This is a genomic window from Wolbachia endosymbiont of Pentidionis agamae (genome assembly GCF_036711655.1).
Lineage (GTDB): Bacteria > Pseudomonadota > Alphaproteobacteria > Rickettsiales > Anaplasmataceae > JAZHPY01.
In genome coordinates this window covers 1-13,356 of record NZ_JAZHPY010000016.1, presented here as the reverse complement: position 1 = coordinate 13,356, position 13,356 = coordinate 1, and the positions used below count along the sequence as shown (strand labels likewise).

Sequence of the window (13,356 nt, the reverse complement as noted above, 5' to 3'; positions counted from 1 at the left end):
GGTTCTTCTCCATTATTCCATTTTTGAAAATATATGTTTTCCAATTTTGGAAAATCCTTTGGTAACATCCTCCATTGGCATCAACTTTTCAGAATGTACAACACTCCACACAACACATCATAAGTTTTCTTGGTCTCGTTTTATTTCTGTTGCTCTCCAAAATCGGCCTAATCTTTTTAAATTGTTCTCTATTTACATAACTTGGATAATTTTTTGCATAGATATACCTCTTTCTTAAATCTATTCTTATTTTACTTCCTCTATTCGAGATTTTAAATAGGTTCTTAGCCCCTTCTGCTATTAAAATTTCTATCACTCTGTTGAATATGCCGCATTTCACTCACATTAATTGACGAAACTCCTGACTTTTTCCAACTTGCTTATTTTTTCAAACCTCAGTAAACCCAACTACTCTGTCTTTACAATTTTTAGTACAGTTATGCAAGATATCAAATTAACACCTCAGAAAAAAACTTCTTTTGCAACAAAGTGCTTAGCAAAGTATATTTTATTTATGTAGTGCATTTTTTATATTTCTTTTATTTTTTTTGAGAAAAGACTAAAAAAACAAATGTAAATTGGTAATATCTCTAGCCTACCAAGGATCATGAGAAAAGATAGGAATAACTTTGCTAGATCACTGAAGATAGAGTAATTACCATCAGGACCTATAAATTTACTAAACCCTGGACCTAAATTTGTTAGCATTGCAGAAACTGAGCTAATACTAGTAAGAAAATCGGATTTACTGATATAACACATAATTACTGATGAGACAGCAAATGTCATAATATATATCAAGAAGAACATATAAACAGAGCGAATATCTTTATCCATTAAAATTTTATTATTAATGCTTATTTCAAGATTTTTCTCTTCCTTTAATATAGTATATATATAGTTTTTTATTAATTTTATTAATATAATAATACGGAAGACTTTAATTCCACCACTTGCAGAACCACCACATCCTCCAATAAAAGAGAGAAAAAATGTTAAAATGGAAACAAAACTCCATTGTGTATAATCATAAATTGTATGACCTGTTGATGTAATAATGGAAACATTTGTAAATATAGCACGTCTGAAGCCTAAAGTTTGACTTACATTTGATACATTAAAATATGTCCATATACAAACAAATATAGAAGAAAAAATAATGATTCTAATAAAAAAAGATATTTGCTCATCATAATAAATGTGAAAACTCTTTATTATTTTTAAATAACTTAAAAATGGCAAGGAACCTAAAATCATAAAAATGATAGTTATAACTTCTATCTTAGCACTGTTATAATGTCCAATAGCATCATTATAATTAGCAAAACCACCTGTTGATACAGTCGACATTCCATGACATATGGAATCAAAGAACGACATACCTGCCATATAATAGAAGAAAATGCAGAAAAAAATTAAGCCATAATATATAAGTGTAATATTAATTACTACACTTCTTATATTTGGTAACCTTTGTTTGAGTGCATCTGAATATTCAGAATAAAGCAGATTATTAAGACCAAGAGTTTTAAATGAAGGAAAAATTGCAATTCCTGCTGCAATTATTCCAAATCCTCCTATACTGTGCAATATTGCTCTCCATAGTAAAATTCCAGGGGATTTGCTTTCAATATCACTCAGTATAGTTGCTCCAGTAGTAGTTATTCCTGATATAGCTTCAAACAATGAATCAATATAGCTTAAGTTGTCGAAATAAAATGGTATTGCGGCAAATATTGATAAAATACTCCAAGAAGAAGAAGTTATTATGAATATAGCTGTACCTTGTGGTTTAGACAGCTTGCCAAATAAGAAAGCAGAGGTTCCTGACAAACTTGTAATGATAGATCCAATAACGAAATTTTCCCAATTATAACCTAGGTAATAATTAACATTCATAGGAATTGTCATTATTATACTAAGTAATAATAAAAGCACTCCAATAATAGACATGATCAAACGCAGAGTCTGCACTTTTACCTTGAATAAAAATACTTATACATTGCATTAATATAATGTTATTATACTACTTATATCGTTTGAGTTAATAAAAAATATGCTGAAGCTTGAAGATGTTTTCTATTTCTATCATAACAATACTAGCTTTGCTCTTAACAAAATCAATATAAAAGTAGAAAATGGAAATATCACTTGTTTACTTGGACACTCTGGCTGTGGTAAATCAACAATATTAAAACTAATATCTGGAATAGAAAAAGTGAAATCAGGTTCTATCATTATAAATGACAGATTGGTTGCAAGTGATAATAAACATGTTCCTATAGAAAAACGTAATGTTGGGCTAATATTTCAACACCCTTCTCTGTTTCCTCATAAAACAGTAGTGGAAAATGTAATGTTTGCTATTAAAACATTTCCTAAAAACTTGAGACACAAAGTTGCTTTAGATATTTTAGATACATTAAATATAAAAATGTATGAAAATTTCTATCCTAGTGCATTATCAGGAGGTCAGCAGCAATTGGTCTCTATAGCCAGAGTAGTGGCACAAAATCCTACAGTTGTACTTCTTGATGAACCATTTTCACATTTAGATATAATTTTAAAATCTCAAATAAGAAAGTATATATTATCATTATTCAAAGAAAAAAATATTCCTGTGTTAATGGTGACTCATGACCCGGAAGAGGCTCTAGAAGTAGCAGATTTCCTATATGTTATGAGGGATGGTAAAATTATTCAATCAGGACATCCTAATGATGTTTACATTAAGCCTAAGGATCATATCCTAGCAAAATTTTTCAATAAAGATAATTACTTTCATGCTACTGTAAGACACTCTTATATAGAGTCTCCTTTTGGTAAGATACCTGCACGTCAATTTCAAAATAATGATAATGTAATTGTATTGATTAGGCCTGAAGCTATTTTATTAAACAATCATAGTAATATAGAAGCAGTGATTGAAGATATAAAATTATTTAATAATGTGACATGTATCAATGTACAAAAAAAGTTATATCTAATGAGGTTGCCTGATATATTGTCTTGTAGTAAAGGTGATGTAATATATATATCTCTTGATTTTAATCAAGTATTAATGTTTAAAAACTAATGGAGGTGAGTATGAGTTTAGGCCCATGGCAATTGTTTTTAATTTTAATGATAATTCTTGTATTATTCGGTACGGGAAGGTTATCGCAAATTATGGGTGATTTAGGAAAAGGAATAAAAAATCTTAAGAATGAGCTTAAGGACGATAAGGACTTTTCATCGATAAAAGATAAAACAGAGCGTTAGTGCTATTATGGAGTAGCATGCAACTTAAGGTATGCTACTCTTTCAGCTTATTTATTCTTGCAAAGTAGTGATTTTAATGTTCATATTTTTATTAGATGTTTAACCTCTTTACTAGAAAAATGACAGTAAGTAAGGTATAATAAAAAGCTTTATTTTATGTATTTTATATTATTTTATTAAAATGCTTACAAGATTTGCACCAAGTCCTACTGGTTATTTGCATGTAGGGAATTTACGCACTGCTTTAATATGTTGGATTTATGCACGTCAAAAAAGTGGTAAATTTATATTACGTTTTGATGATACTGATGCTCAGCGTTCTGATAATAAATATATTCAAGCTATTGAAGAAGATCTGAAGTGGGTTGGTATAGATTGGAATGTGAGTTTTAGACAATCAGAAAAATTCAAGCATTACGATGAAATTTTTGCTCACTTGATAAGAAGTGGGCATATTTATTCGTGCTACGAAACTATAGAGGAATTAGAAATAAAAAGAAAATTGCAATTAGCACAAGGGCTACCTCCAATCTATGATAGAAGTGGTTTGTTTCTATCAGAGCAAGAGAAGAATGAGTATGAACAAGAAGGGCGTAAGCCTTACTTTAGATTCAAGCTTGATGACAATCAAGATGTAATGTGGAAAGATGAAGTAAAGGGTGAAATTAGAATTGTAATGAGTAGTATTAGTGACCCTATTATAAAAAGAAACAATGGAAGTTACACTTATATGTTACCTTCAGTAATAGATGATATCGACTGTAATATCACTAACATTATACGTGGAGAAGATCATATAACTAATACTGCAGTGCAAATTCAGATGATCAGAGCATTAAAAGGTAACACTCCAATATTTTCTCACCTACCTTTGCTATATTTTGATGACAACAAAATTTCAAAAAGAGATGGTGGTCTTACTGTGGAATCTTTTAAGGATTATGGAATTGAACCAATGTCTCTTAATAGTTATCTAACAAAGATTGGTACATCGGATTCAATAGAGCCTTATACGAGTCTACAATCTCTAGTTGATACATTTGATATACAAAAAATTAATTCTGCATCTACTAAATTTAACATAGATGATGTATATAGAATAAATGGTAAAATTCTTCAACAAACTTCATTTGAGGTAGTGAAAGATCGATTGAGTCAAGTGCAGATCGATTCTTCTAGATTTTGGTATTCTGTGAGAAGTAACATTAGCAGATTTTCTGATGTTGTTGAATGGTGGAAAATATGCACACAAGACATTCAATCCATGGAAGTTGACAGAACATTTGTGAAAGTAATATTAGATTCTCTACCTTATGGTAACTGGGATGAGAATACATTATCAGACTGGGTAAAAGCTATACAAAACAAGGTTGATATAAAAACTAAGGACTTGTTCTTACAGTTAAGAATGATACTTACAGGAAAAAAAAATGGACCAGAGCTTGCAAAACTTTTGCCATTAATTGGTAGAGAAGCTGTAGTGGCAAGATTAAATAATAACAGCTTTGCTGTGTGATTTCTCATATTTGCATTTGATGACAAATGCAATAGCATTACAACCTGTCTGTAAATTTAAGAATGAGCTAATTTACACAATATAATGTTAGTAATAGTGTTTAAAGTAAAAGGAGAGAGTTTATACTCATATAACTGAAATTTGATAGCTCAGCAAAAGTTCTTTCAATTATCACCAACAGCGCGCCTTGCCATAATCTCAAATCCATTAATATCAGGAGCTTTTTGGCTGTAAATAAGTACCTTAACATTAATTTTAATACTATAAATAGTATCCTTGCGTATGCAAAAAACTCTTTAATGTAGTAATTCTTGCATTAACCAAAAGCTCCTACACGATCTTGAATGCTGTTGTACATAAGCTGCGATCAATAAGGCCAATTGTATCTTACAATGTAACGCTTTCGCCCTTTATTTTTTTGTTCGCATCATAATCTCTGGGATTCCATTTTTAATCTGTCTTCACTATCAATTATATACTGATGGATTTTAACTTTTTCATTATTCTTCCTTCTTAACCAAAATATCATGAATTTCTTGTCATTTTACGCTGTTTGCCAAATGTATATTCCAGCTATAAATTGTCCTCAAGGTTCTATGTTAAAATTCCACTGCAAGCAATTGCACAATCAGAAGTGCTGATATCTTATTTCAGCATCCTACTTCCACGTTTTTGTTCAACTTCTCTTATCAAATTTCTAATTCATAGCTACATACCTATGCCGTTATTCTTTTCAGGATATACTTGTGATATTTGTGTATTACACAAAACAGCTACTGGATGATATACAACTCCTGCTGCATTATACAAGACCCCTACTTCATTATAGGTATAATCATATGGAACATTATATGTCATACTGTTTTCAGGAAGTGCTTGTGATATTTGTGGGCTACTAAGGACGTTCTCTACTGCATTACTGGCAATCTCATCTTTACATTCAATACCACAGCTACATTCACTCATCTCTTTAGGGTGTGCTTGTTCTGTTCTTTGATCACGTTTAGGACACCAATGTTTATGTATCATGACTTTGTATTTTTCAGAAAACTCTATAAATTTAGAGACTCTTTCTCTTGATGAGTCAATTTGCTCAAAAAACTCTCTTTCTTCTTCCCTTGAATTTTCACTACGATTAGTTCGTATACCAAGTTCCATTACGGCCTTTGATTTATTTTCTTTCCACTTGTAGAGTTCTTCCATGGAATCTTGATGATCTTTTAATAATTCATAATGATTTCCTTTAATGACTGTAAATGCAAAATTACTTTCAAAACTTGAATTTTGATTGCTGTTTACCAAGAGAGATAGCTTTTTTATCTTTGAAGCTGCTTCTTTAAAAAAACTGTCGATATATTTTAAAAAGGACCTAATATCAGTCTTATTTTCAGTAATAAATTTATTACATTCACGATTAAAGTTACGAGTGCCAAAAAGATCTTTAGTACGCTTGATAATATTACCATATTTACTATTGTAAGCTCTTATATGAGATTGGGGGCATGAAGTATATTAAAATCTATCCAAATAATGTATAACCATGCTTTGCTCTCACCATTACAAGGAATATTTTCATCTTCAAATTTTAGCACTGATTCATTTATTTCTTTACTAAGTTCCTTTACCTTATTTATATCATCAAAATTTGAATCTATTAACTGTAATAAATCTTCACGCCATCTTAACAACTGCTTATGCAATTCTTCTTCATCTGCACCTAGTACTTGACATAAGTCTTCTTTTTTAACATCTCCTCCTGGAGATATTGCTTGATTCTCTGATGTTTGATCAGATTTTACAACATTTTTAAACCTAACTTTTTCTTTTTTTTCTTTGATTTCTGTGCGTTTAGTATATCAGCAGCTTCCTTATCATGTTGTTCATCTTGTATCAATTTACATGCTTTAAGAGCTGACTCTTTTTTTATATCTTTTACTAGCAATGGAATTTTTTCCATAAATCTCCAAATATCTATCATCAAGTTAAAAAACTGTTCAGTACAGGAATTATTATCACATATTTCCTTTAACTTCTCTAAAAGTTTTAGTATCTCAGATCCATAATCTCTTTCATAAGCAGCTTTCACATCATTATACTTGCGCTTCTGATCTTCCTGGGTATCTCCTGCTTCTTCTGATATCGAGCATTTCATTGCATTGATAAAACAATCTGCAGACGGCTCATGATAGAATGCAAATTTAAGAATCTTAGGAAGCTCCTGAACAATGAACAGAAGGTAATGAGGAAAAAACAAAACTTTGAAAAACTCTTCCTTCATTGCTAAATTATTAGAAATAAAATCACCTTTCATACATGAATTAAATATGAAAGAAAAAATATCAGCACTTTTCTTATCAGTCATCTTCTTATAGTGCTCTTTAAGATCTGGACTATTGGCATTCTCTTCTAGTACTTTCATTTTTTCTTGTTGTCTTTTTAATTGACTCATTTGTTCTTTTAATTCTGTTACTTTTTTTCCTGCTTCTATTTCTTTTGTTATTTTCTGTCTTATTTCTTTTTCTGTTTCTTTAAAAGATCTTTCCATTAGCACAAGCAACCCACCATACATATCTTGATATAGTGTGAAATTTCTTTTTTCGTACATCGTAAATTGCTTTTCCCTCTCCATATTCATTTATTATATAATAATAACTGATAATTTTATCATAATTAAAGTAAAAATGCAAGTCAGTAGTACGCGATGGCTTGTAGCAAAGATTTATACTAAATACTCTTTCCCTTTATCAGTAAGAATTCGTCCTCTAGAAGTGCGTTTTATAAAACTTATTTTTATTAAATGAGGTTCTATAGTTTCTTCAATATTGAGAGCATCTTCTGATAGTGCAATAGATATGGTATCAATACCAACTGGGCCAGATGTGTTAAATAAAAATTTTAAGTAATCTACATCTAATTTATTCAAACCCATCTTATCAACACCAAGTCTTGTCAGTGCAGAAAGGGTTATTTCATAAGTAACTTTTCTATCACCACTTACTTCTACAAAATCCCTTATTCTTTTTAGTAACCTTAAAGCAATTCTTGGAGTACCACGTGCACGAGAAGCAATTTCTTCAGCAGCACTCCTCTCAATTTCAATAGCAAAAACCTTTGCACCTCTTTCTATAATACTAATCAATTCTACAAAAGAATAAAATTCAAGATGAAGAGGAATACCGAATCTATCTCTTAATGGCCCAGAAAGTAAACCAAGCCTTGTAGTTGCACCTATTAATGTAAATTTTGGCAAATCGATTCTCATAGTGCGTGCAGACTGTCCTTCACCAATTATTATATCTAAACGAAAATCTTCCATAGCAGTATATAGAACTTCCTCGATAGTGCGGTTTAGCCTATGGATTTCATCAATAAATAATACATCTTTTGTATTTAAAGTTGTTAGTATTGCAGCTAAATCCCCTGCTTTATTGAGGAGAGGACCAGAAGTTGCACGAAAACTAGCTCTCATTTCTTTAGAAAGAATATGGGCCAAGGTTGTTTTACCTAGGCCTGGCGGACCAAATAATAAAACATGATCTAAAGGTTCAGATCTTTTATTTGCAGCATCTACAAATATTTTTAAATTCTGTATCAGATTTTTTTGCCCTATAAAGTCATCAAATCTTTCAGGCCTAATATTTATATCTTCTTCCTTCTTATCACTAGATAATATAGAGCTCATAAAGTTCTCAAAGCCATGCGAATAATATCTTGAATATCTAATTCTGGTGACTTATCTTGTATTCCTCTCACTACTTCATAAGCACGTACTTTTTCATATCCAAGATTGACTAAAGCTAAAACAGCATCTTCTTTAATTGGATAATTACTTTTACTTATATTTAATTTACTCACTTTGTCATACAATTCAGTAATAATACGTGTGATAAGTCTTGAGCCTAAACCACTCATTTTTAGTAATATTTTATCTTCATTGATAATTGCTGAGAATAGTTGCTCTGGAGTTAGTTTGCTTAAAATTGATATTGCAGTTTTATAGCTCACCCCATTGACTTTAATAAGTAACCGTAAACATAACTGCTCTTCTTTATCGACAAATCCGTATAACTGAGAAGTATTTTCTCTACTATTCGAATAGGTTTCAATGAATAATTTAATTGTATTCCCAATATTACATACACTTAAAGCTTTTGATGAAAGGTATACAATATAACCAATTCCACCCACACTTAAAATTACATGATCACTACTTATTTCTTCTATTATTCCATTTAAACTTGCTATCATTTTTGAAGTACACGTAAAGCCATTATGTAGTATTACTACATACCATCCTAAGTTTTGGTCCGTAAAAAGAGCGGGAAAAGGGGTTCGAACCCTCGACCCTAACCTTGGCAAGGTTATACTCTACCAACTGAGCTATTCCCGCAGAATTACTTAGTTTAAATTATAAAAAATTATTGCCACTTGTAAAAGAAAAATTTTTCTTTTGTATTGTGTATTCATATCCTCACACTATATTCTACTATTAATTTATATTAAAAACTTACTTATATAGTTAAAAATATTAAGCAGCAACTTTAAAGGATGATCTTCTATTACATTCATAATATTTTTTGCATTATTACATGCAAGGTTTAACAGCTCTCGATCTTTATAAATGTCAGCAAATTTAAATTCCATATGTCCAGATTGTTTAGTACCTAAAGTATCTCCTCCTCCTCTTATCATCATATCTTTTTCAGCAATATAAAATCCATCTTGCGATTCACGCATGATTTTAAATTTTAAATATGAGTTCTTATTTAAAATATTATATAAAAGTATACAAAATGAAGGTTTGTTTCCTCTCCCTACTCTACCCCTTAACTGATGCAACTGAGATAATCCGAATTGCTCTGCACTTTCTATAATCATAATAGTTGCATCTGGCACATCTACACCAACTTCTATCACAGTTGTTGCAACAAGCAAGAAAAGGTCATTTCTTTTGAAAGAAAACATGGCTTGCTCTCTTTGCTCTTCTGTTAACTTGCTATGTACCATTCCAATTTTATCAGTAAAAGTTTTTTGTAATTCTTGAAAGCGCATTTCTACTGCAGCAATATCTTGATTTTCTTTTATGTAAGGGCAAATCCAATATGCTTTTTCACCTCTATCTATAGCATCTTTCAGATTTTTAATAACATTTGCTGTTCTTTTCATGCTAATAGTCACAGTTTTTATTGGCAGTCTGCATTTAGGTTTGTCTTTAAGCGTTAAACATTCAATATCACCATATATTGCTTGCTGCAGAGTTCTTGGAATTGGAGTTGCCGTGATAAAAAGTATGTCTGTGTTTTCTCCTTTCCATATCAAGTTGTTCCTTTGCATTACGCCAAATCTTTGCTGTTCATCTATTACTACAAGTCCTAAGTCTTTAAATAAAATATTATCTTGAAATAACGCATGAGTGCCAATTACTATGTTTATCATGCCATTTGCAAGCTCATTTATAATAATCTTTTTTTCTTTTCGTTTGGTTTTACTAGTTAAAAGCGCAACTTTTATGCTGGTTGAAGATAAAATTTCTTCAATCAAGCTATAATGTTGTTCTGCTAAAATTGTTGTTGGAACCATTAAAGCTGCCTGCAAGTTATTTTCTACTGCATTTAATATAGCGAAAAGCGCAACTATAGTTTTTCCACTACCAACATCACCTTGTAACAGGCTTACCATACAATATTCAGATTTTTGTTTTTCTGATATTTCATCTATTGCTTTAATTTGGTCATCCGTTAATTGAAATGATAATGCTTTTAAGACTTGTCCTCTATGCTTATTTAATATTTTAAATTCCTGTTTTCTCTTCTGTAATTTGTTTTTTCTTGCAAACTTTAGAGCTAATTGATATGCAAGCAGTTCATCATAAGCAAGTCTTTTCCTAGATTTCTCTGCTTCAATTAGCGCTTCTGGTTTATGTAGCTTGGTAATACTTTCCTTCCAGCTAAGCCACTTTTTTCTTTCTATCAGTGTACTATCTATCCATTCCGGCAAGTCATGTAGCCGCTTAACACAAGAATTTATTATATTTTTAACATTTTTATTAGTGATACCACGGCTTAGCCGATATACTGCTTCTATGCATGCTATTTCTTTAAATTCGTTCACATTAGCTGATACATAATCTGGATGAGTAATCTGCAAGTGCTCAGCAAACCTTTCAAATCTGCCACTAATAACTAACGTAGCTCCGATAGGAAATAACTTATATAGATACTTAACTGAGTAATCAAAGTAAATTATATTTACATACCTTTTATCATTTTCAACAATTATTTTATATGGGGTTCCTCTCTTTCTAGGAGGATTATGTTCAAGAACTTTGGCAATGAAAGTTATAATTTCTCCACTTTCTGCATTTAATAAAGATTTGCTTCTATCGACATAGCTAGATGGTTTATAAAACAATAGGTCTTTTATTTTTATACTTCCACAAAGTTTAGTAAGTGCTATTACATGAAACCTAGGTATATTTTCCAAGTCAGTATTTAGAAGTTTTAATTTGTCCAATTGCTCTTTATACATATTAGGATTATCAATAAAAAACGATAGGATTTTATAAAAATTTAATGCTAATAAGTAGGATGTTATACCTCGTATGTTGTAATTATTCATAGTATAATTAAAAAAAATTATATAAACTAGTTAGCAAAGTTAAATATAGAGTTGTTTAAATGAAAAGAGTATTCCAAGGTTTATTAATATGGTTGGGAATTATTGTTTTTATCTCGGTTGCTTATGTTCAATTTAGTGGAGAAATTGTAAATATAGGTAAAACTAATATGCCATTTTCAGAATTTTTAAATAAATTAGATTCAGGTGATATAGAAAGTGTCATAATAAAAAACCAGAGTATTGAAGGTAGATTGTTAGATGGTTCACGTTTTTATGCTGCTGGCTTGATATATAGTGACCTCATAAGAAGTCTTCATGATAAGCATGTAAAGTTTTCTTTCTCAACTGGTGAGTCAATAATTAGTGTGTTAGGAAGTACAATAATTTCTCTACTTCCTGTCATTATATTTATAGTTATATGGTTTTTTTCTCTCAAACAAATGCAAGTAGGAGGAAACAAGACTATAAACTTTGGTAGATCTAAAGCTAGATTAATGTCAGATGGTAAAAAGAAAATAGTATTTGATGATGTTGCTGGTATAGATGAAGCAAAAGAAGAGCTTGTAGAAGTTGTTGAATTTTTAAGGCATAGGCAAAAATTTCAAGCATTAGGTGGTAAAATACCGAAAGGTTGCCTTTTGATAGGTCCTCCTGGAACTGGAAAAACTCTTCTTGCGCGTGCGATTGCTGGTGAAGCGAATGTACCATTTTTTAGTATATCTGGTTCTGATTTTGTAGAGATGTTTGTTGGTGTTGGTGCAAGTAGAGTACGAGATATGTTTGATCAGGGAAAAAAGAATGCACCTTGCATAATATTTATAGATGAAATTGATGCTGTAGGTAGACATCGTGGTATTGGTCTTGGTGGAGGAAATGATGAAAGAGAACAAACTTTAAATCAGCTTTTAGTAGAAATGGATGGTTTTGAGTCTAACGAAGGCGTAATAATAGTTGCTGCTACCAATCGTCCTGATGTTCTGGATCCTGCACTGCTGAGGCCTGGACGTTTTGATCGTCAAATTACTATTCCATTGCCTGATATTAATGGACGTGAAAAAATATTAAATATTCATATAAAAAAAATCTTAATAGCACCAGATGTTAACATTAAAACAGTTGCGAGGGGTACACCAGGTTTCTCCGGAGCTGATCTTGCAAATTTAGTTAATGAAGCAGCTTTAATTGCAGCAAGAAGAAATAAAAAAATTGTTACAATGGATGATTTTGAGTATGCGCGTGATAAGGCGATGATGGGTGTAGAGAGACGTTCATTAGTGATGAAAGAGGAAGAAAAGAAATTAACTGCTTACCATGAGGCTGGTCATGCAGTGGTGGCATTTTATAGTCCTGCTTCTGATCCTATACATAAAGCTACAATCATTCCAAGAGGAAGAGCTTTAGGGTTAGTAATGAGACTCCCAGAAGATGATAGAGTATCAGAAACAAGAGAAGGAATAATAACAAATATAGTGGTGGCTATGGGTGGTAGAGTTGCAGAAGAACTTGTATTTGGTTATGATAAAATCACAAGCGGAGCATCGTCAGATATAAAGCAGGCATCTAGCCTTGCACGTGCTATGGTGACAAAATGGGGTATGAGTGATGAGGTAGGGCTTGTATATCATGGACGTGAACAACAAAATCCATATCAGGGCCATGACATTACCTCTGATGAAACTTTAAAATTAATAGATGAAGAAGTAAAGCGTATTATATCTTCCTGCTATGATAAGGCAAAAAGCATTTTGGTTGAACATAGAGATAACCTTGATCTTATAGCACAGAATTTGCTAGAGTTTGAGACTCTCACAGGAGATGATATAAAAGATATATTAAATGGTAAAAAGATTACTAGAAATGAAGATCAAGGTGATGAAAAAATTAAACAATCGTCCCTATCCTAATAAGGATTATTCAAAAAATAATAAAAACAGCTTAATTGGAGAAATTATATTTTTATG

The 13,356-nt window shown here is 31.1% G+C and carries 11 protein-coding genes and 1 tRNA gene; 4 read left to right on the top strand and 8 right to left on the bottom strand.

Annotated elements, in window-relative coordinates; genetic code table 11:
• Positions 1–528 precede the first annotated feature (528 nt).
• On the bottom strand, positions 529–1,911 hold the full coding sequence (locus tag V6U76_RS01660; protein ID WP_333023288.1) for a TrkH family potassium uptake protein: 1,383 nt from the start codon (positions 1,909–1,911) through the stop codon (positions 529–531).
• Positions 1,912–2,056: 145 nt separating this feature from the next.
• On the opposite strand from V6U76_RS01660, the gene V6U76_RS01655 reads away from it, so the two are divergent.
• From V6U76_RS01655 to gltX, 3 genes are all read left to right on the top strand, one after another.
• Complete coding sequence (locus V6U76_RS01655) at positions 2,057–3,076, top strand: ABC transporter ATP-binding protein (protein ID WP_333023287.1); 1,020 nt, start codon at positions 2,057–2,059, stop codon at positions 3,074–3,076.
• Positions 3,077–3,087: 11 nt separating this feature from the next.
• On the top strand, positions 3,088–3,261 hold the full coding sequence (gene tatA / locus V6U76_RS01650; protein WP_333023286.1) for a twin-arginine translocase TatA: 174 nt from the start codon (positions 3,088–3,090) through the stop codon (positions 3,259–3,261).
• A gap of 181 nt (positions 3,262–3,442) precedes the next feature.
• Positions 3,443–4,777 (top strand): glutamate--tRNA ligase, encoded by a 1,335-nt coding sequence (gene gltX, locus V6U76_RS01645; RefSeq protein WP_333023285.1) that lies wholly within the window; start codon positions 3,443–3,445, stop codon positions 4,775–4,777.
• Between the two features lie 708 nt (positions 4,778–5,485).
• Here the strand turns inward: gltX and V6U76_RS01640 are convergent.
• From V6U76_RS01640 to V6U76_RS01610, 7 genes are all read right to left on the bottom strand, one after another.
• Positions 5,486–6,079: a hypothetical protein gene (locus V6U76_RS01640; protein ID WP_333023284.1), complete on the bottom strand. Its 594-nt coding sequence runs from the start codon at positions 6,077–6,079 to the stop codon at positions 5,486–5,488.
• 182 nt (positions 6,080–6,261) lie between these two features.
• The gene (locus V6U76_RS01635) at positions 6,262–6,465 is read right to left on the bottom strand and encodes a hypothetical protein (RefSeq protein ID WP_333023283.1); all 204 of its coding nucleotides are present in this window, start codon (positions 6,463–6,465) and stop codon (positions 6,262–6,264) included.
• 107 nt (positions 6,466–6,572) lie between these two features.
• Entirely contained in the window at positions 6,573–7,406 is an 834-nt protein-coding gene (locus V6U76_RS01630) for a hypothetical protein (RefSeq protein ID WP_333023282.1), read from the bottom strand.
• A 90-nt stretch (positions 7,407–7,496) separates the two neighbouring features.
• A complete protein-coding gene (ruvB, locus tag V6U76_RS01625) occupies positions 7,497–8,459 on the bottom strand; it encodes a Holliday junction branch migration DNA helicase RuvB (protein ID WP_333023281.1) in 963 nt (320 codons plus the stop codon).
• Positions 8,456–9,025 (bottom strand): Holliday junction branch migration protein RuvA, encoded by a 570-nt coding sequence (gene ruvA / locus V6U76_RS01620; RefSeq protein ID WP_333023280.1) that lies wholly within the window; start codon positions 9,023–9,025, stop codon positions 8,456–8,458. The genes ruvB and ruvA overlap by 4 nt, the downstream gene beginning before the upstream one ends.
• Before the next feature lie 69 nt (positions 9,026–9,094).
• Positions 9,095–9,167: transfer RNA gene (locus tag V6U76_RS01615), tRNA-Gly, on the bottom strand.
• 104 nt (positions 9,168–9,271) lie between these two features.
• Positions 9,272–11,305 (bottom strand): ATP-dependent DNA helicase RecG, encoded by a 2,034-nt coding sequence (locus V6U76_RS01610; protein ID WP_458695389.1) that lies wholly within the window; start codon positions 11,303–11,305, stop codon positions 9,272–9,274.
• A 149-nt stretch (positions 11,306–11,454) separates the two neighbouring features.
• Between V6U76_RS01610 and ftsH the strand changes: the two genes are divergently transcribed.
• Positions 11,455–13,299, top strand: coding sequence for an ATP-dependent zinc metalloprotease FtsH (gene ftsH / locus V6U76_RS01605; protein ID WP_333023278.1), 1,845 nt, complete (start codon positions 11,455–11,457; stop codon positions 13,297–13,299).
• The last annotated feature ends 57 nt before the right edge of the window (positions 13,300–13,356 follow it).

Bases quoted from the DNA above. Each gene is read 5' to 3' on its own strand.
- ruvB (WP_333023281.1), bottom strand. From the start codon at position 8,459: ATGAGCTCTATATTATCTAGTGATAAGAAGGAAGAAGATATAAATATT.
- V6U76_RS01610 (WP_458695389.1), bottom strand. From the start codon at position 11,305: ATGTATAAAGAGCAATTGGACAAATTAAAACTTCTAAATACTGACTTG.
- ftsH (WP_333023278.1), top strand. From the start codon at position 11,455: ATGAAAAGAGTATTCCAAGGTTTATTAATATGGTTGGGAATTATTGTT.
- gltX (WP_333023285.1), top strand. From the start codon at position 3,443: ATGCTTACAAGATTTGCACCAAGTCCTACTGGTTATTTGCATGTAGGG.
- V6U76_RS01660 (WP_333023288.1), bottom strand. From the start codon at position 1,911: ATGACAATTCCTATGAATGTTAATTATTACCTAGGTTATAATTGGGAA.
- tatA (WP_333023286.1), top strand. From the start codon at position 3,088: ATGAGTTTAGGCCCATGGCAATTGTTTTTAATTTTAATGATAATTCTT.
- ruvA (WP_333023280.1), bottom strand. From the start codon at position 9,025: ATGATAGCAAGTTTAAATGGAATAATAGAAGAAATAAGTAGTGATCAT.
- V6U76_RS01630 (WP_333023282.1), bottom strand. From the start codon at position 7,406: ATGGAGAGGGAAAAGCAATTTACGATGTACGAAAAAAGAAATTTCACA.
- V6U76_RS01655 (WP_333023287.1), top strand. From the start codon at position 2,057: ATGCTGAAGCTTGAAGATGTTTTCTATTTCTATCATAACAATACTAGC.